The organism is Pseudomonas sp. TYF_14, assembly GCF_043105275.1.
Lineage (GTDB): Bacteria > Pseudomonadota > Gammaproteobacteria > Pseudomonadales > Pseudomonadaceae > Aquipseudomonas > Aquipseudomonas alloputida.
On record NZ_JBICLK010000073.1, the window covers coordinates 35109 to 53441 of the forward strand.

Consider the following 18333-nt stretch of genomic DNA (forward strand, 5'->3'; position numbering starts at 1 on the left):
TGGCTCCCACAATTCACGTCAGTAGTGATACCACTTCAGCTCGAGCATCACCTCGTTCTGTGCCGTGGCCAGGTGGCTGAACTCACGCGAGGCGCTCAACCGAAGACCAAGGTTCTGGCTGATTTCCCACTGCTGGTTCAGGCTTACACTGCGCCGCACTTCGCCGTTGGTGAAGTAATCGCCCTTGGCCTCCAGCGTCATGTTGCCCAGCCCGTTGCGCCACAGCAGCCCGCCATTGAAGCCAGCTGCCGGGGCAATGAACTGAGCGAAGTCGTTGTGATGCTCGACCCGCACCGTGCCCAAGGCAAACCCCAGCAAACCGTCGGCCAGCTGCCAGGTGCCGCCAGCGCCGCCATTCACATGGCTCACCAGCACTTCGTCATCATGCTTGCCCGGCACCCGCTCCAGCCCGCCGGCCACTTGCCATGACCAAGGCTTGAGCAGCTCGTTACGGGGTGTCAGTGAACGGATGGTGGCCAGGTCCAGGCGCTGCACCTGCCAATCGTTGCCTTCATACTGGCGCAGCTTCAATTGCAGGATTTCGATCTGTGCGCCCAGCGGGAAGCCATAGGCGTTGTCATTCAGGTCGTGGTAGGCCATGCGCAAGCCATATTCGGCGTAGGCGCGGTCTTCACGGGTGCCCACGCCCAGTTGCCAGGTGCGCGAGTCATGGCCATCTTCGGGCAGGCCGGGGCGCTCGATCTGCAGGGGCGGCGGCGGGTTGCTGTTGATCGCCCGCAGCAACTCGAAGCTGCGTTTGGCTTGCCCTGGGTCGCGTTCCTGGCCGTTGGCCCGATACCGCTCAAGGCGATACGCGGCATCTTGCACCAACGCTTGGCGTTCGCGAGGCAGGGCCTGGAATTCTGGGCTTTGCAATTGCGCAGTGTCGGCGCTTACAGCCAGCACCTGGCGCTTTTCGTCGTGGTCGAGTGGCTCGGCTCTGGCCAGCAATTCACGTTCGCGAGAGGGGCGGTAAGTTTCGCTGGCGACCAGCCCGGACTGCTTCACGGCCTTCACCGTGTCGGTGGGAATGGCGGTCAGCGGGAACTGAGACGTCAGGTCCAGGCTCGGCCGGGCCACTTGCAGCAGCTCCAGCAGGCGATACGAGCAGTTTTCGTCGAAGAAGAAGTAGTCGAACTGGATCTGCTTCAGCTCCCACACATGCTCGACCATACGTCCGGTTTCTTCGGGGGTCAGGTCCAGCTGGTATTCCCACAGGTCGCGGTTTTCCAGGCTGCGGTATTCGGAGAGTTTTTCCTGGTAGGGCATCAGCGCGAACAGCCCCGGGTAGCCGCCCATCAGGCCTTTCCAGGCGTACAGGATGCTGTTGTCGCTGCCTTCGATATAGGCACCGAAGTTGATGGCGTAGCTCAGCAGCGTGGTGTCGTCGCTGCGGGTGTTGGACTGGTCGATGCGCAGCAGGGTGTGCCCGAACATCGACGACGGGCTGTTCAGGTAGGCTGCCGGGAAGATCAACGCGGCGCTGTGCGGGTCGATCGACTGGTACCAGGTCTTGAATTCCTGGCAGTCCGGTTGTGGCAAGTCTTGCAGGTCGAGCTGTTCGCGCAGCCAGCGGGTGCGAGCGGGGAATACGCACTGGGCGTGCTTGTCACCGAGGCTGGCCGGGGCATACAGCGCAGCGACCGTAGCCTTGAGTTCCTGGTCCGGATGGTGCGCGCCATCTTCGGCGAGGAAGAACGCATCATCATCCACATAGCTGCGCCAGCCGCCGAGCTTGGCGGTTTCGTAATGTCCAATGGCGAGCCAGTAGGGGGTATTGGCCAATTGCTGGAGACGGCCTGGATCCAGCATGGGGGCGGCATGAACAGGGGCGCAGGCACACAGCGCCAGGGCAGCGAGGCGTTTGAGCATATCGGGCAACTACTTCTTGACGATGCCGAAAAAGGCGAAACCCGCCCCGGGTGGGGCGGGAGCAGCTGTGCTTAGGCCTCGGTAGCGTATTTGGCCAGGCGTGGGTCGCTCTTCAGAACGGCCAGGGTGTTGCTGTGGACAGTTTCGGCAGTGACGTCGGCGCTGCTGAAGATCTGGTTGAAGTGCTGGTGGGTGACCGAGTTGAAGTAGCTGCGGTCCTCCGGTGCTACGCCGAGAACGACGGCATAGGTGGTCAGTGCTTCGCCCTGGCCCATGGCCATGTCTTCGGAAAGCTCGTTCATCATGCCGTTCATGGCGAACCAGGACTTGCCGCCGTAGGTCAGCGAAGCCTTGGTCGAGCAGCCGTTGGTGCCGGAGGTCATGCCGAAGGTGGCGTTACCGGAGGTGCCGTTGGTGGTAGAAGCCAGGAAGTGTGCCGGCGTGCCGCGCTGGCCTTCGAACAGCATGTTGCCCCAGCCGCAGTTCGGGCCGCCTGGCGCTTCGGCCATGGCGTTCAGCGAGACCACGGTGAACAGAGTACCCAGAAGAATCCGTTTCATAGCATTTGTTCTCTTTGTCTTAACCAAGGGTCAGGGTTTCTGGCAACTCGGTTGCCAGGTCGGGAAAGCTTTTCACCCACCCGCGCAGCTTGGAGTTTAGGCACGATCTAAAGGTTGCGTTGTTGATTGCGAAAAATTTGCTGTCACAAGACTGCACCGGCTGCGACATAAAGTCCCGTGGAGCCTTGCAAGGCGCGCGCGGGCAGCGCCAGAATGCTGCGTATCTGCCCCGCCGAAGTAAGGAAACCCAATGCCCGATCCTGTCGCTGCGCGCCTGCGTCTTGCGCCTGAAGCCCTGACCCGGCGTTTCTCCCCCGAGCAGTTTGCTTTTACCCATACCGACGATCTGGAGCCGTTTCGCGGAGTTCTGGGCCAGGAACGTGCTGTTGAGGCCCTGCAGTTTGGCGTGGCCATGCCGCGTCCTGGTTACAATGTGTATGTGATGGGCGAGCCCGGCACCGGGCGCTTCTCGTTCGTCAAGCGCTACCTCAAGGCCGAGGGCAAGCGCCAGCAGACCCCGGCCGACTGGGTCTACGTCAACCACTTCGACGACACCCGTGAACCACGTGCACTGGAGCTGCCGTCCGGAAGCGCCGCCGAGTTCATCAGCGACATGGGCGGATTGATCGACAACCTGCTGTCGACGTTCCCGGCGGTGTTCGAACACCCGTCCTACCAGCAGAAGAAGGGCGCCATCGACCGCGCTTTCAACCAGCGTTATGACCGTGCTCTGGATGTGATCGAGCGCGCGTCGCTGGAAAAGGACGTGGCCTTGTACCGCGATGCCAGCAACGTCGCCTTCACGCCGATGGCTGATGGCAAGGCGCTGGATGAAGCTGAATTTGCCCAATTGCCGGAGGAGGTGCGCGAGCAATTCCACGAGGACATTGCCCTGCTTGAGGAGCGCCTCAACGAAGAGCTGGCCAGCCTGCCGCAATGGAAGCGCGAATCGAACAACCAGCTGCGCCAGCTCAACGAAGAAACCATCACCCTGGCACTGCAGCCGTTGCTGGCGCCGCTGTCGGAAAAGTACGCCGAAAACGCGGCGGTGTGCGCCTACCTGCAATCGGTGCAGTTGAACCTGTTGCGTACGCTGGTCGAGCAACTGGTCGATGACAGCAAGTCCGACGCCGTGGCCCGCAAGCTGCTCGAAGAGCAGTACGCGCCCAGCCTGGTGGTGGGCCATCACGCTGACGGTGGGGCGCCGGTGGTGTTCGAGCCGCACCCGACCTATGACAATTTGTTTGGCCGTATCGAATACAGCACCGACCAAGGTGCGCTGTATACCTCCTATCGCCAACTGCGCCCAGGCGCGCTGCACCGTGCCAACGGCGGCTTCCTGATTCTGGAAGCCGAGAAAATGCTGGGTGAGCCGTTCGTATGGGACGCGCTCAAGCGTGCGTTGCAGTCGCGCAAGCTGAAGATGGAGTCGCCGATCGGTGAGCTGGGCCGTGTTGCCACTGTCAGCCTGCAGCCGCAGGTGATTCCGCTGAACGTCAAGCTGGTGATCATCGGCTCGCGCCAGCTGTACTACGCACTACAGGACCACGACCCGGACTTCCAGGAGATGTTCCGCGTGCTGGTGGACTTCGATGAAGACATGCCGATGGTCGACGAGAACCTGGAGCAGTTCGCCCAGCTGTTGCGCACCCGCACCAACGAAGAGGGCATGGCGCCGCTGACCAGTGACGCGGTAGCGCGTCTGGCCACCTACAGTGCTCGTCTGGCCGAAAACCAGTCGCGCCTGTCAGCGCGTATCGGTGACCTGTTCCAGCTGGTCAGCGAGGCTGATTTCATTCGCCAGCTGGCCAGTGACGAAATGACCGACGCAGGCCACATCGAGCGTGCGCTGAAGGCCAAGGCCACCCGTACCGGCCGTGTGTCGCAACGGGTGCTGGACGACATGCTCGCCGGCATCATCCTGATCGACACGGAGGGCGCGGCCATCGGCAAGTGCAACGGGCTGACCGTGCTTGAAGTGGGTGACTCGGCGTTCGGCATGCCCGCGCGTATTTCGGCCACCGTCTACCCCGGCGGCAGCGGTATTGTCGATATCGAGCGTGAGGTCAACCTTGGCCAGCCGATCCACTCCAAAGGGGTGATGATCCTCACCGGTTACCTGGGCAGCCGCTATGCCCAGGAGTTCCCGCTGGCGATCTCCGCGAGCATCGCCCTGGAGCAGTCCTACGGCTACGTGGACGGCGACAGCGCCTCGCTGGGCGAAGCCTGCACGCTGATCTCGGCCTTGTCGCGCACGCCGCTCAAGCAGTGCTTCGCCATTACAGGTTCCATCAACCAGTTCGGTGAAGTGCAGGCGGTGGGTGGGGTGAACGAGAAGATCGAGGGCTTCTTCCGCCTCTGCGAGGCGCGTGGCCTGACCGGCGAGCAGGGGGTGATCATTCCGCGTGCCAACGTCGCCACCCTGATGCTTGACGAGCGTGTGTTGCAGGCGGTGGAGAACGGCATGTTCCACGTCTACGCGGTCAGCCAGGCTGATGAGGCGCTGAGCCTATTGGTGGGCGAGGAGGCCGGTGTACTCGACGACAAGGGGCTGTTCACCGAGGGCAGCGTCAATGCCCGGGTGGTGGAGCGCCTGCGTGAAATTGCCGAGATGATCAGTGAGGAAGACATCGAGAAGGCAGAAAAGGAACGCCTGGAAGAGGTGATTGCCCAGGCCAAACCGGCCTGAGTCAATAAACTGGCGCTGGCGGCGATGTGCTACCGTTCAGCGCCAGTTTTCCATCTTTCTGTACTGTTCCTCTATGCTGGAACTTAAGGACGGTACAGCGTTCAGGATGGAAACAGCCTGAGGGTTTCGGGCTGAACAAGGCTCATTGGAGGGGACGCGGCCATGCGCAACCTCAGCCTCACACGCCAGTGCCTGGGCCTGGTGACCCGTATCGAATGCAGCATCCGCCCGCTGGCCGGTGACAACGGCATGTGGACGTTGCTGTTCGCCGCCGGCATGGCCGGTGAACAACCCTCCGCGATCAAGGCGCAGGGCCCGTTTCATGGGCCACTGGTGGCCGAATCGGTGCTCAATGCCATCGTCGACAGCCTGACCATGCATGGTTATCAGGTGGCCGATGACCCGCAGATCTGGTGTCTGCATTTGCAGGCGCAGTTGCGGCGGATCAATGGTGAGCGGTGTCGCAACCTGGGGGATTACCAGTTTCATCCTGAGACCTGAAGAATGCCGGGGCCGCTTTGCGGCCCATCGCGACACAAGGCCGCTCCCACAGGTACAGCATCGGCTTGCTGTGGGAGTGTGGCCTTGTGTCGCGATCAGGCTGCGGAGCAGCCCCCGGGCTTTTGCTGTAACAGGTGGCTGGCTATACTCGCCGTCGCTTTTTTAGTCACCTGATGAGTCCTGAACTTCATGGAACGTATCCTCGAAAACGCGATGTATGCCTCGCGCTGGCTGCTCGCACCGATCTACTTCGGCTTGTCCCTCGGCCTGCTGGCCCTGGCGCTGAAATTTTTCCAGGAAGTGGTCCACGTCCTGCCCAATGTCTTTGCGTTGAGCGAAGCTGACCTGATCCTGGTGATCCTGTCACTGATCGACATGTCGCTGGTTGGTGGCCTGCTGGTGATGGTGATGATTTCCGGCTACGAGAACTTCGTCTCGCAACTGGACATCGATGAAAGCAAGGAAAAGCTCAACTGGCTGGGCAAGATGGACTCCTCGTCGCTGAAGATGAAGGTTGCCGCGTCGATCGTGGCGATTTCCTCCATTCACCTGCTGCGGGTGTTCATGGATGCGCAGAACATCTCCACCGATTACCTGATGTGGTACGTGATCATCCACATGACCTTCGTGGTCTCGGCGTTCTGCATGGGCTACCTGGACAAGCTGACCAAGCACTGAGTCCCCCCAGGCTTCACTGCAACTCCTGTGGGGGCGGGCATGCCCGCTCCCACAGATATCGAGGCTCAACTGACGAGTGGCGTCAGTCATGCCTTGCGCATTCTCCCTTCCTGTACAAAAAATGAGCTCTCATGCGTGGTTCCCATCGCGAGGTGCTCTCATGAACCTGCATCAGCTCAATACCGAGGCCAGGGCTGGCCATGTCGACGAACTGAACCTGATCGCCATCGAAGGCGGTGACTACCTGCTCGAGGCCCGGGTCAAAGGCCATCCTCACCCCCTGTCCGATACCCGTGGTGAACGCTTGCGCGTGCACTCGGTGGAGGATGCGCGCAAGTTGCTGCAAACCATCCCCATGGTCTCGATGAACCTGGTGCACTGGTCGGTGCAGGACGAAATGTGCGGCATGGGTACGCACCCGGAAGAAGACCTGAAGGTGCCGATTTCCCAGCGTTCGGCCTGGTAGCTGCTCGCAGCGCCCCAGTGTGCTAGGCTGCTCGCCCTTTTTATCAAGGGCGCGGCTGCATTGCGCCCTGCAGTGGAGCACGACAATGTCCGAACTCAACCTGTCTACCGACGAAACGCGCGTCAGCTACGGTATCGGCCGTCAGCTGGGTGGCCAGCTGCGCGACAACCCGCCACCAGGCGTTAGCCTGGAAGCCATCCTGGCCGGCCTGACCGACGCCTTCAACGGTGCCGACAGCCGCGTCAGCGAAGCCGACCTGTCGGCCAGCTTCAAGGTCATCCGCGAGGTGATGCAAGCCGAAGCTGCAGCCAAGGCCGAAGCCGCTGCTGCTGCTGGCAAGGAGTTCCTGGTCGAGAACGCCAAGCGTGAAGGCATCACCACGCTGGCTTCGGGCCTGCAGTTCGAAGTGCTGACCGCTGGTGAAGGCGCCAAGCCGACCCGCGAAGACAACGTGCGTACGCACTACCACGGCACCCTGATCGACGGCACTGTGTTCGACAGCTCCTACGAGCGTGGCCAGCCGGCTGAATTCCCGGTAGGCGGCGTGATCGCTGGCTGGACCGAAGCCCTGCAGCTGATGAACGCTGGCAGCAAATGGCGCCTGTACGTGCCAAGCGAGCTGGCTTACGGCGCCCAAGGCGTTGGCAGCATCCCGCCGCACAGCGTTCTGGTGTTCGACGTCGAGCTGCTCGACGTTCTGTAATGCCCTGGAGGCCGGCCCTGCCGGCCTCAATTCCAGTCTGTCCCCCCAGGGCGCAACGCCCGCGCATAGCAGAACAGAAACAGATTCCGTACCAGTTCCTTGAGCACCCCCGGTTCACTCGAATTCAGCCCGCTCATGTCCAGGTCACCCTGGTCACGCAGTTCGTCGAGGGCTTCTTCTTCAAGCACCGCGCACACTTCGCCGGTTTCCCGATGAAGAATGCGCAGGTAGGGGTGAGGGCGTTCCAGCCAGGCGTCGATCAGATAAGTCATGGCTATTCTCCTTGGACAGCAATTCCAATGAGAATAATTCTTATTACCAGAATAGCAAGCGCCAATTGGCGGTTTTTTGCCTGATCAGACTTTGCGGACGAACTCGGACTTCAGCTTCATGGCGCCGATGCCGTCGATTTTGCAGTCGATGTCGTGGTCGCCGTCGCACAGGCGGATGTTCTTGACCTTGGTGCCAACCTTGACCACCAGGGACGAACCCTTGACCTTGAGGTCCTTGATCACGGTGACGGTGTCACCGTCTTGCAGGATGTTGCCGACCGAGTCCTTTTTCACCACATCGTCGCTGGCCGCCTCGGCATCGCCGCTGGCCGACCACTCGTGGGCGCATTCAGGGCAGATCAGCTGAGTGCCATCCTCATAGGTGTATTCGGAGTTGCATTTCGGGCAGGGTGGCAGAGTGCTCACTTCGGTTCCTCAAACAAACAGACGGGCGGTTAAAAGCCCACATTGTAAAAGGTATTTTTCCGGAAGTGATTATGTCCGGACAAAAAGCACCACGGGCAAGCGCGCTCCCCACAAATGGTGCAGGAGCGGGCTTGCCCGCGAATGAAGACGACTCGGTCTGTCAGTGCGTACGCGCGACCGCAAACTCGCTCAGTTCAACCAGCGCATCCCGGTATTCACTGGCAGGCAGCACTTCGAGGCAGGCGATGGCGCGTTTCACGTAATCGCGCGCCAGCTCGGCGGTGTATTTCAGTGCGCCCGATTCTTCGACCGCAACGCGAATCTGTTCCAGATCTTCCAGGCCACCCTTCTGGATCGCCTGGCGTACCAGCGCCGCCTGCTCGGCAGTGCCTTCGCGCATGGTGTAGATCAGCGGCAGGGTAGGTTTGCCCTCGGCCAGGTCGTCACCGACGTTCTTGCCCAGGGTCTGCGAGTCACCCTTGTAGTCCAGCAGGTCGTCGACCAGCTGGAAGGCCACGCCCAGATGGTCGCCAAAGGTACGCAGGGCTTCGCGCTGCTCGTCGGTGGCCTGGGCCAGCGCCGCAGCACTGTGGGTAGAAGCTTCGAACAGCATCGCCGTCTTGCCGCGAATGACCTCCATGTAGACTTCCTCGGTGGTGCTGGCGTCGCGTACGCGCGACAGTTGCAGCACTTCACCTTCGGCAATCACCCGGGTGGCCTTGGACAGGATCTGCATGACCGGCATCGAGCCCAGCTCGACCATCATTTCGAACGAGCGCGAATAAAGGAAGTCGCCCACCAGTACGCTCGGCGCGTTGCCCCACAGGGCATTGGCGGTAGAGCGGCCACGGCGCATGCCGGACATGTCGACCACGTCGTCGTGCAGCAGGGTGGCGGTGTGCAGGAATTCGATGGTGGCGGCCAGCAGGCGCAGGTCGTCGCCTTCGCGGCCCAGGGCCTTGCCACACAGCAGTACCAGCAGGGGACGCAGGCGCTTGCCACCGGCGGACGTGATATAGTCGCCGATCTTCGATACCAGCGGCACGCGCGAGGTCAGCTGCTTCTTGATGATCTCGTCGACGGCGCTGAAATCATCAGCCACCGCGCGGTAGAAGGTTTGGGGTTGCATCGGCTGCTCCAGTGAGGTTGCGCGGCATGCTAGGTCGCGGGTCCCGGTGTGTCAAGGCGCGGTGCCCGCAGGCCGGGGGCGGCACTTGCAAGCAAAACCGCGGTTGCGTACAATCGCGCACCCTAACTTCCTGGGCAGCACCTGCCTTACGCAATTGCGCCGGGCCGTTCCAGCCCTGTGCAGCCATGCCAGCCAATACTCATCATATAAAGCGCTGGGTGAGCAGGATTATCGGAGAAATACCATGTCTTACGCAGTAATCGTTACCGGCGGCAAGCAGTACAAAGTCGCTGAAGGTGAATTCCTCAAGATCGAAAAACTGGAAGTCGCCACTGGCGAATCCGTGACCTTCGATCGCGTTCTGCTGGTCGCCAACGGTGAAGAAGTCACCATCGGTGCTCCAGTTGTTGCTGGCGCTAAAGTAGTGGCCGAAGTCGTTTCGCAAGGCCGCCACGACAAGGTTCGCATCATCAAGTTCCGTCGTCGTAAGCACCACATGAAGCGTATGGGCCACCGCCAGTGGTTCACCGAGATCAAAATCACCGGCATCCAGGCTTAATCCCCTAGATCCCCTGAATTTATTTGGAGAATTGAACCATGGCTCACAAGAAGGCTGGTGGTAGTACTCGTAACGGTCGCGACTCAGAATCGAAACGCCTTGGCGTGAAGATGTATGGCGGCCAGGTTATCAAGCCAGGCAACATCATCGTCCGTCAGCGCGGTACCGAATTCCACGCTGGCTACGGCGTTGGCATGGGCAAGGACCACACCTTGTTCGCCAAGATCGAAGGCGTGATCAAGTTCGAGAAGAAAGGCGAGTTCATGCGCCGTTACGTGAGCATCGTCGCCGCTTAATCGCGACGTCGCTCCAGAAGCCCCGTCATGCGACGGGGCTTTTTCGTTTGTGGTGAGCCTCTTGCAAAGCTGTTTGTCTGGGTTGCCGGCGTTGGTTTCTACGGTCGTACGGGGCCGCCGCGCTCATTTTTGCAAGAGCCTCATGTTTTTGAGTCATTCAGCTCGTCTGCCGACGAGAGGCGGTTTTAATGAAGTTTGTTGACGAAGTATCCATTCGGGTCAAGGCCGGTGACGGTGGCAACGGTTGCATGAGCTTCCGTCGCGAGAAGTTCATCGAGAACGGCGGCCCTAACGGCGGTGACGGTGGTGACGGCGGCTCGGTGTACATGATTGCCGACGAAAACCTGAACACCCTGGTCGACTACCGCTACACCCGTCACCATGAAGCCCAGCGTGGCTCCAACGGCGGTAGCACCGACTGCACCGGCAAGAAGGGTGAAGACCTGTTCCTGCGCGTGCCGGTCGGCACCACCGTGATCGATGCTTCCACGCAGGAAGTGATCGGTGACCTGGTCACCCCCGGCCAGAAGCTGATGGTCGCGCAAGGTGGCTGGCACGGGCTTGGCAACACCCGTTTCAAGTCGAGCACCAACCGTGCGCCGCGCCAGACCACCCCAGGCAAACCGGGTGAGCAGCGTGACCTGAAGATGGAAATGAAGGTGTTGGCCGACGTCGGCCTGCTGGGCTTGCCGAACGCTGGCAAGAGTACCTTCATCCGTTCGGTCTCGGCCGCCAAGCCGAAAGTTGCCGACTACCCGTTCACTACCCTGGTGCCAAACCTGGGCGTGGTCAGCGTCGACCGCTGGAAGAGCTTCGTCATCGCCGACATCCCAGGCCTGATCGAAGGCGCTTCCGAAGGTGCCGGCCTGGGTATCCGCTTCCTCAAGCACCTGGCGCGTACTCGCGTGCTGCTGCACCTGGTGGACATTGCGCCGCTGGACGAAAGCAGCCCGGCCGATGCCGCCGAAGTCATCGTCAACGAGCTGACCCGCTTCAGCCCGTCGCTGGCCGAGCGTGAGCGCTGGCTGGTGCTGAACAAGGCCGATATGGTCATGGACGACGAGCGCGACGAGCGTGTGCAGGAAGTGATCGACCGTCTGGAGTGGGAAGGCCCGGTCTACGTGATCTCGGCTATTTCCAAGCAGGGCACCGACAAGCTCAGCCACGACCTGATGCGCTACCTCGAAGACCGCGCCGACCGCCTGGCCAACGACCCGGCCTACGCCGAAGAGCTGGCCGACCTTGACCAGCGCATCGAAGACGAAGCCCGTGCCCAGCTGCAGGCCCTGGACGACGCCCGTACCCTGCGTCGTACCGGCGTCAAGAGCGTGCATGACATCGGCGACGACGATGGTTGGGACGATGATTTCGAGGACGACGAAGACGGTCCGGAAATCATTTACGTGCGCGACTGATCGGTTGCAGTACACTAAACGCCGCTCTCTGGAGCGGCGTTTTTGTATCCACGGTATCTACAGATTCGACATAGGTTGGAAGAAGATGCGAAGCAAGGTGACGGGCGCCAAGCGCTGGGTCGTTAAGATTGGCAGTGCTCTGCTGACCGCCGATGGCAAGGGCCTCGACCGCGGTGCAATGGCCGTTTGGGTCGAGCAGATGGTCGCGCTGCGTGAGGCGGGCGTGGAGTTGGTACTGGTCTCCTCCGGGGCCGTGGCTGCCGGCATGAGCCAGCTGGGCTGGACCAAGCGACCGAGTGCGATGAACGAGCTGCAGGCGGCTGCCTCGCTCGGCCAGATGCGTCTGGTGCAGGCCTGGGAGTCGAGCTTCGGGGAGCACGGGAAGCACACCGCGCAGATCCTGCTGACCCATGACGACCTGTCCGACCGCAAGCGTTACCTGAATGCCCGCAGCACCCTGCGCACCTTGGTCGATCTGGGCGTGGTGCCGGTGATCAACGAAAACGACACCGTGGTCACCGACGAGATCCGCTTCGGCGACAACGACACCCTGGCGGCGCTGGTGGCCAACCTGGTCGAGGCCGACCTGCTGGTGATCCTCACCGACCGCGATGGTATGTTCGATGCCGACCCGCGCAACAACCCCGAAGCGCAGTTGATCTACGAAGCCCGCGCCGACGACCCCTCACTGGATGCCGTGGCCGGTGGTACCGGTGGTGCCCTGGGCCGTGGCGGCATGCAGACCAAGCTGCGTGCGGCGCGCCTGGCTGCCCGTTCCGGCGCCCACACCATCATTATCGGTGGCCGCATCGAGCGCGTGCTGGACCGCCTGAAGGCGGGCGAGCGCCTGGGCACCTTGCTGTCCCCTGAGCGCGGCATGCTCGCGGCGCGCAAGCAGTGGCTGGCCGGTCACCTGCAAACCCGTGGCACCCTGGTGCTGGATGCCGGTGCCGTGCAAGCGCTGCGTCAGGCCAACAAGAGCTTGCTGCCGGTTGGCGTGAAGACTGTGCAGGGCAGCTTCCGTCGTGGCGAGATGGTGGTGTGCGTCGGCCCGGACGGTGTTGAAGTGGCTCGCGGCCTGGCCAACTACAGCGCCCTGGAGGCGCAGAAGATCATTGGTCAGTCGTCCGAAGCCATCGAGTCGATCCTTGGCTATAGCGCCGAGCCGGAACTTGTACACCGCGACAACCTGGTGCTGGTATGAGCCTGCTGAAGAACGTAATCGCTGTGGCAGCGTGCGTGCTGCCGATGTTGGCTGGCGCCGAAGAGGTCGGCCAGGTGTCCACCGTGTTCAAGTTCGTCGGGCCGAACGACCGCATTGTGGTCGAGGCGTTCGATGACCCTAAGGTCGAGGGCGTGACGTGCTACCTGTCACGTGCCAAGACTGGCGGAGTGAAAGGGGGCTTGGGGCTGGCCGAGGACCGGGCGGAGGCATCGATTGCCTGTCGTCAGGTCGGGCCGATCAACTTCAAGGGTGAGCTCAAGGATGGCGAGGAAGTGTTCAAAGAACGCACCTCGCTGGTGTTCAAGACCATGCAGGTGGTGCGTTTTCTCGACAAGAAGCGCAACACGCTGGTGTACCTGGTGTACAGCGACCGCATGATCGAAGGCAGCCCGCAGAATGCGGTGACTGCCATTCCGATCCTGCCTTGGGCTCATTGATAGCCCGCTCCTGCATACGCATCGGTGGTTGGGCGCAGGCCGTCGTAGGAGCGGGTTCACCCGCGAAAGGGCCGCAACGCGGCCCCGGCTATCTCAGGCCAGTTCCTCGGCCTGATCCTCACGCACAACCGCTTTCACTTCATCCAGCCGGCTGATGAACTTCCAGTCCGCCTCGTCGATGTAGATGCCGTTCGGCCCGCTGCCACCTTCCAGGTCGATCGCAACGTGCGCCGAGACCTGTGGTTTCACACTCGCCAGGATCGGTACGAAGCCCAGTTGCTGGCTGGTCTCCAGCAGTGCCGCCTGGTTGCGTTCGTCGATGTCTGCCGCTTCGTCCAGGTAGTACGGCAGGCGAATGCGCCCGGCCAGGTCACGGTCCATCAGGTGCAGCAACAGGTACATGTTGGTCAGCGCCTTGATGGTCATGGTGGTGCCGTTGGACGCCGCACCGTCGATGTCGGCGTGGATGATCGGCTGGCCATTGACCTTGGTGATCTCGAACGCCAGCTCGAACAGGTCCTTCAGGCCCAGCTGGTTGTGGTTGGCCGCCACCAGCCGTGCCAGGTACTCCTTGGCCTCTTCGTTCTTGTTGTCCTGATCGGCACTCTGGGTCAGGTCGAAGACCGACAGGGTTTCGCCTTCTTCGTACTGGCCGGCACTGTGGATAATCTGGTCGATGTGCTTGAGCGCTTCCTTGTTCGGCGCCAGTACCACGCGGAAGCTTTCCAGGTTGGACACCTGACGCTTGTTGATCTCGCGGTTGAACAGGGCCAGCTGGTGCTCAAGGCTGTCGTAGTCGCTGCGGATGTTGCGCAGGGTTCGGGCGATGTCGGTGACCGCAGCGCGGCGTGCCTTGGCCAAGGTCAGGGCTTCGTCGGTACGGTGCGCGTAGGCGTTCACCAGCAGTTGCAGGCGGCGTTCCATGTCGTCTTCGCTGTCGAACTTGGCCACGCCTTTGAGGCGCACCTGGGCGTACAGCGCCTCGATCTGGTTGTCCACCCGCTGAAGGCTTTGCCAGCTGTCCTGGTAGTCATTGAGCAGCGGCAGCAGGTTGTCCATCGAGTCGTCGATGGCTTCCATGTATGGCGTGCCGTAGGGCAGGTCGGCCGGCAACAGCTGGCGACGGCGCAGGGCGTCTTCCAGGGTGCGCTGCTTGGACTCGAGGTCGCCGAGTTGGCGGCCGACCAGTTGCAACTTGGCTGACAGCTGCTGGACGCGCTCGGTGAAGGCGTCGCTGGAGCGCTTGAGTTCGTCCTGGGCCGCTTCCAGCTGCGAGAGCTGTTCCAGCTTCTCGGGCTCTTCGGCGGCGAGGGTTTGGCTACGGCGGAAGTCTTCCAGCGCCTTCTGCGCGTCCAGCACTTCCTGGTACAGGGTTTCGGTCTGCGCTTTGGACGCGGAGCGGTCGGCGGCCACGGCCTGCTGGGTCTTGAGCTGCTTGAGTTCTTTTTCCAGGCGCTCTTTCTGGTCGCGCAGGGCGGCGCGGTCGGCCAGGGCCTGCAGGGCCGGTGGGTCGATGTGGGTCAGGTCGATGGCCAGGCCTGGGGCCTCGAAGCGCTCGCCCTTGAAGCCGTCCAGCACCGCTTCCAGCGATTTTACCCACAGGTCGCTGTCGTCCAGCTCGATGCCGCGGTCGCCCAGCGGCAGGCTGAACAGCGCGCCGTTGAACAGGCGCATCAGGCGGTCGACGTCCTGCTGCGAGAACTCTTCGCGCAGGCGGGCATAGCTGTTGTTGTCAGCGTGATCCAGCTGCTGCTTGACCTGCTTCAGGCGTTTTTCCAGGTCGCGTACGCGCTCGTCGAGGTCTTCGGCACTGAACTGCCGTGACTGGGCCAGCGCGCCGGCCAGCTCGTCGTGGGCGTCTTTGGCCGCCAGCAGTTGCTGCTCCAGTACCTTGACGTCATCGACCAGCGCAAAGCGGTGCTTGAGCACCGACAGCTCGCCTAGCCAGCGCTGGATACCGGTAATTTCACGCTCCAGGCGCATCAGCTCCTGGGTGCCGCCACGCTGGTCGTTCTGCAGGCGGTCCTGCTCGCCACGGTAGTGCTCGGACTGGATGACCAGCTCTTCCTTGCGCGCCATGGCGTATTCCTGCCAGGTGCCCAGCAGGGTGTCGAGCACAGGCGAAATGCGGTGCAGCTTGCCACGCAGGATGTCGCGCTGGGCCACGCCACCGGCCAGGGCCTCGACCAACGGGCCGGCAGCCACCAGGGCGTTGTAGTCCTGCTCCATGCGGCGTACGTCGCGGAAGGCTTCCTCGCACGCGGCGATGTAGTCGACGCTGCCCGAGCGCAGGCTGTGCTCGAAGGCGTCGAGGAACAGCTGCTTGAGCTTGGCGGCGGTGATCTCACGCATGTGCAGCAGGTTGATGAACAGCGCGCGGAAGGTTTTCAGGCTTTGCTCGCTGGTGGAGCGCAGCGGGATCATGGTCAGGTCCAGCGGCACCGAAGTGTGTCCGCCCACCAGCAGCCGGCGCAGTTCGTCCGGCTTCAGTTCGTAAGCCTTGATCCCCAGGCGTTCAAGGTTGGTGAACAGCTCTTTCTGACGCAGGCAGGTGTCGTTCTTCTGGTAGTGGGCCAGGTCCAGTTCGCCCTTGTAGGCGAAGAACTGGTGGCCGAAACCGCCACCCGGGCCGCGCCCGACCACACCAATCACGTGCGTGCCGTGGGGCAGGCTCAGTTCGCAAAGAATGTACGACGTGTCGCTGGCGAAGTAGAAGCGGCGCGATTGCTCAAGGCTGTACTTGCCGAAACTCATGTCCGACATACGTGCCAGGATCGGGAACTGCAGGGCATTGATCGAAGCCGATTTACCCAGGTTGTTGGCGCCGTATACCGACAGCGGGTGCTCCAGCGGGAACAGGCCAAGGCTGTAGCCGGCGGTGTTGAGCAATGCGAAGCGGCGGATGCCGTAGCGTTCCTGGCTCATGCGTCAATCTCCTGTTGCTCTTCGCGGATGGCCCGGGCCAGGGCGTCCTCTTCGCTTTCCTCGCCCTGGAAAGGCGTGAGGTCGAGCGGGTCGTCGGTACGGTTGAGTTCTTCGGCGCTTTCTTCCTCGACCAGTACCGGGGTCGGCAGCGGCAGGGCGCTGTGCAGGGTGGCGGCCAGGTCGCGGTCCTGCTGCACCGAAAGGCACACATCGAGGAAGCGATGCATGGGCGGCAGGAAGCGGTAGATGCCGCCTTCCTCATGGGCGAAGCCGAGTTGGGTCATGCGCCGCAGGATTTTTTCTTCCAGCTCGTCCACGGTCTGCACTTCGGCCTGCAGGAACAGGTCGCGGTACTTGTCCAGCAGCGAGGGCAGTTCGTCGCGGCCGATGCTGCCGCCATCGAGCACGGCCATCGGGTCGCGGCCCTGGTCAGCAAGGTGCTCGACCAGGATGAAGGTGAACAGCGACAGGCGTTGCGCGGTCTTGTTGACCTGCGCGGCGGTCATGTCGGGCACGAAGTAATAGAAGCCACGGGTATCGCACACCAGTTCGAAGCCCAGGGCCTTGAACAGGGTGCGGTACTGGTCCTGGAAGTTCGACAGCTGGGCGTACAGCTCAGGGTCGCGCCGGCTGACGTGGAAGCCTTTGAACAGCTCGCGGAAGATCGGCGCGAGCTGGGACAGTTCGGAAAGATCAAGATGCATGGGCTGGGCTCGCGTTGGGTTCGGTAGGCGCGCTTGGGGCGTCTTCGCGGCTGGAGGTCAGGGCGAACGAATGCAGGCTGACCAAATGTTCCTGGGTGGTGTATTCGCGGCGGTCGAGGCGTTCGCGCTTGAAGCGCTTTTCCCGCGACAGGCGCGAGAACCAGTACAGCAGCTCGTCGGTGGCGCCTTCGGGCTCCTGCTCCAGCAGCCAGACCATCAAGTCGGGCAGTGGCAGGGCCTGTTCGCAGCGTTCGGCCATTTCCTTGACCGTGCGCGGGGCACGGGGCAGGGCGCCGGACTGGGTCTTGTGGGCTTTGGGGAAACGCGCCGGTTTGGGCTCGAAGCGAGCCAGTGCGTAAACGTAGGCCTCGACCTGGCTGGCACTGCCAAGGAAGGTGCTTTGCGGGCGGGTGAACATCGGCATGGCCGCCTGCGGCACGGCATCGATGCCTTTGCGCCGGATCACCGACAGGGCCAGTGCGGCGCCGCGGGTCACGGCGTTGTGCCGGCGGGCTTCTTCGCGCAGCGGCAGCAGCAGTTCGCGGGCGTGGCGCAGGGTCAACTGGGCGCTGGTCTGCATTTCCAGGATGCGCGCGTGGGTGCGCAGCAGCATGTCGTCGTCGACCAGGTGGCCCAGGCGCGCCTGTTCGCCCAGCAGTTTCAGCAGCACGGTCTCGACCTTGCGTACACCCTGTTCGAAGGCGCCGTCGGCGTTGACCAGCTGGATCATCGGCTCGACGTATTCGTCCCAGGTGGCCAGCACTTCGGCATAACGCTGACGCAGCGGAATCTGGCGGTTGCTGGTCTTGGCCCGTTCGGCCACGGCCACCAGTGCCTGCTCGTCGTTGTCGAGCTTTTTCAGCACATCGCGCACGCGCATGTCGAGCAGGCGCAACTGGCGTGCCAGGTCGTCGCTGTCGCGGTTGTCGAAGGCATCCTGGATGTGCCCGGCCAGGCGCTCCAGGTGGCGCAAGTAGGCTTCGATCTCCAGGCACAGGCCCAGCCGGTGTTCGCGGCGCAGGTAGGCGAGGAAGTCGTGGATCTGCGCGTTGAGCTCGAAACGGTTCGGGCTCTTGGCCACCGGGACCAGGATATCCAGGCGGATCCACACGTCGAGTAGCTGGGTGATGTCCTGCGGGGTGCTTTCGAGCTGCTGGCGGGCCACATGCTGGCGCAGTTCGACCAGGCTCAGGGTGCCCTGGTCGAAACGCTCGCACAGCGGCTCGATCAGGGCCCAGTGTTCGGCTAGGGCGCGCAGGACGCGCTTGGGTTCGATCATTGGCTTCGACTCGTTGCCAAGAAAAAGGGGGCGATTGTACTGCATTCGCGGGGGTGGTTTTTACCCCTTGGTCTGTAATGAGAAATAACCATGGGATGTGCAGGTGTAAGGCGTTGTTCATGTGACGGCGCTCGGTCTGATAGGCGCTGCAAAAACCACGGCGTACACGTTAGAATGCCCAATTGCCTTCACCCCCT

18 protein-coding genes are annotated in these 18333 nt (G+C 62.2%); 10 read left to right on the plus strand and 8 right to left on the minus strand.

From position 1 onward, the window contains the following. Positions 1-18 precede the first annotated feature (18 nt). Both ACF8O8_RS19415 and ACF8O8_RS19420 read right to left on the minus strand, forming a co-directional pair. Positions 19-1872: a DUF4105 domain-containing protein gene (locus ACF8O8_RS19415; protein ID WP_049586363.1), complete on the minus strand. Its 1854-nt coding sequence runs from the start codon at positions 1870-1872 to the stop codon at positions 19-21. 71 nt (positions 1873-1943) lie between these two features. Continuing rightward, positions 1944-2432 carry a DUF3015 domain-containing protein gene (locus tag ACF8O8_RS19420; protein ID WP_003247492.1) on the minus strand — a complete coding sequence of 163 codons (489 nt, stop codon included), beginning with the start codon at positions 2430-2432 and terminating at the stop codon, positions 1944-1946. A 250-nt stretch (positions 2433-2682) separates the two neighbouring features. Between ACF8O8_RS19420 and ACF8O8_RS19425 the strand changes: the two genes are divergently transcribed. From ACF8O8_RS19425 to ACF8O8_RS19445, 5 genes are all read left to right on the plus strand, one after another. Beyond that, positions 2683-5121: a Lon protease family protein gene (locus ACF8O8_RS19425; RefSeq protein WP_004575710.1), complete on the plus strand. Its 2439-nt coding sequence runs from the start codon at positions 2683-2685 to the stop codon at positions 5119-5121. Between the two features lie 162 nt (positions 5122-5283). Further along, complete coding sequence (locus ACF8O8_RS19430; protein ID WP_010951936.1) at positions 5284-5622, plus strand: hypothetical protein; 339 nt, start codon at positions 5284-5286, stop codon at positions 5620-5622. Between the two features lie 189 nt (positions 5623-5811). Beyond that, a complete protein-coding gene (locus tag ACF8O8_RS19435; protein WP_003247486.1) occupies positions 5812-6300 on the plus strand; it encodes a TIGR00645 family protein in 489 nt (162 codons plus the stop codon). 160 nt (positions 6301-6460) lie between these two features. Then, entirely contained in the window at positions 6461-6766 is a 306-nt protein-coding gene (locus ACF8O8_RS19440; protein ID WP_014589631.1) for a DUF6482 family protein, read from the plus strand. A gap of 85 nt (positions 6767-6851) precedes the next feature. Beyond that, entirely contained in the window at positions 6852-7469 is a 618-nt protein-coding gene (locus ACF8O8_RS19445; RefSeq protein ID WP_003247482.1) for an FKBP-type peptidyl-prolyl cis-trans isomerase, read from the plus strand. Positions 7470-7495: 26 nt separating this feature from the next. On the opposite strand, the gene ACF8O8_RS19450 is transcribed toward ACF8O8_RS19445, so the two are convergent. From ACF8O8_RS19450 to ACF8O8_RS19460, 3 genes are all read right to left on the minus strand, one after another. Continuing rightward, a complete protein-coding gene (locus tag ACF8O8_RS19450; protein ID WP_010951938.1) occupies positions 7496-7741 on the minus strand; it encodes a hypothetical protein in 246 nt (81 codons plus the stop codon). Between the two features lie 84 nt (positions 7742-7825). Further along, positions 7826-8167 carry a zinc ribbon domain-containing protein YjdM gene (locus tag ACF8O8_RS19455; RefSeq protein WP_010951939.1) on the minus strand — a complete coding sequence of 114 codons (342 nt, stop codon included), beginning with the start codon at positions 8165-8167 and terminating at the stop codon, positions 7826-7828. 160 nt (positions 8168-8327) lie between these two features. Next, entirely contained in the window at positions 8328-9296 is a 969-nt protein-coding gene (locus ACF8O8_RS19460; protein ID WP_010951940.1) for a polyprenyl synthetase family protein, read from the minus strand. 244 nt (positions 9297-9540) lie between these two features. Between ACF8O8_RS19460 and rplU the strand changes: the two genes are divergently transcribed. The 5 genes from rplU (at position 9541) to ACF8O8_RS19485 (ending at position 13228) form a co-directional block, all read left to right on the plus strand. Then, on the plus strand, positions 9541-9855 hold the full coding sequence (rplU, locus tag ACF8O8_RS19465) for a 50S ribosomal protein L21 (RefSeq protein WP_003247466.1): 315 nt from the start codon (positions 9541-9543) through the stop codon (positions 9853-9855). A 38-nt stretch (positions 9856-9893) separates the two neighbouring features. Then, entirely contained in the window at positions 9894-10151 is a 258-nt protein-coding gene (rpmA, locus tag ACF8O8_RS19470) for a 50S ribosomal protein L27 (protein WP_003247464.1), read from the plus strand. 188 nt (positions 10152-10339) lie between these two features. Further along, entirely contained in the window at positions 10340-11566 is a 1227-nt protein-coding gene (cgtA, locus tag ACF8O8_RS19475; protein ID WP_003247460.1) for an Obg family GTPase CgtA, read from the plus strand. 85 nt (positions 11567-11651) lie between these two features. Next, positions 11652-12770 (plus strand): glutamate 5-kinase, encoded by a 1119-nt coding sequence (gene proB / locus ACF8O8_RS19480; protein WP_003247458.1) that lies wholly within the window; start codon positions 11652-11654, stop codon positions 12768-12770. Next, positions 12767-13228, plus strand: a complete 462-nt coding sequence (locus tag ACF8O8_RS19485; RefSeq protein WP_010951941.1) for a CreA family protein — start codon at positions 12767-12769, stop codon at positions 13226-13228. Before proB ends, ACF8O8_RS19485 begins: the two co-directional genes overlap by 4 nt. 93 nt (positions 13229-13321) lie before the next feature. Here the strand turns inward: ACF8O8_RS19485 and mksF are convergent, their stop codons facing one another. Genes mksF through mksB form a run of 3 tightly spaced genes read right to left on the minus strand, consistent with a single transcriptional unit; the run spans position 13322 to position 18136 of the window. Further along, positions 13322-16153: an Mks condensin complex protein MksF gene (gene mksF, locus ACF8O8_RS19490; RefSeq protein WP_392510286.1), complete on the minus strand. Its 2832-nt coding sequence runs from the start codon at positions 16151-16153 to the stop codon at positions 13322-13324. After that, complete coding sequence (gene mksE / locus ACF8O8_RS19495) at positions 16150-16857, minus strand: Mks condensin complex protein MksE (protein ID WP_003247452.1); 708 nt, start codon at positions 16855-16857, stop codon at positions 16150-16152. Before mksE ends, mksF begins: the two co-directional genes overlap by 4 nt. Further along, positions 16847-18136 (minus strand): Mks condensin complex protein MksB, encoded by a 1290-nt coding sequence (mksB, locus tag ACF8O8_RS19500; protein WP_003247449.1) that lies wholly within the window; start codon positions 18134-18136, stop codon positions 16847-16849. The genes mksE and mksB overlap by 11 nt, the downstream gene beginning before the upstream one ends. Positions 18137-18333: the final 197 nt, after the last annotated feature.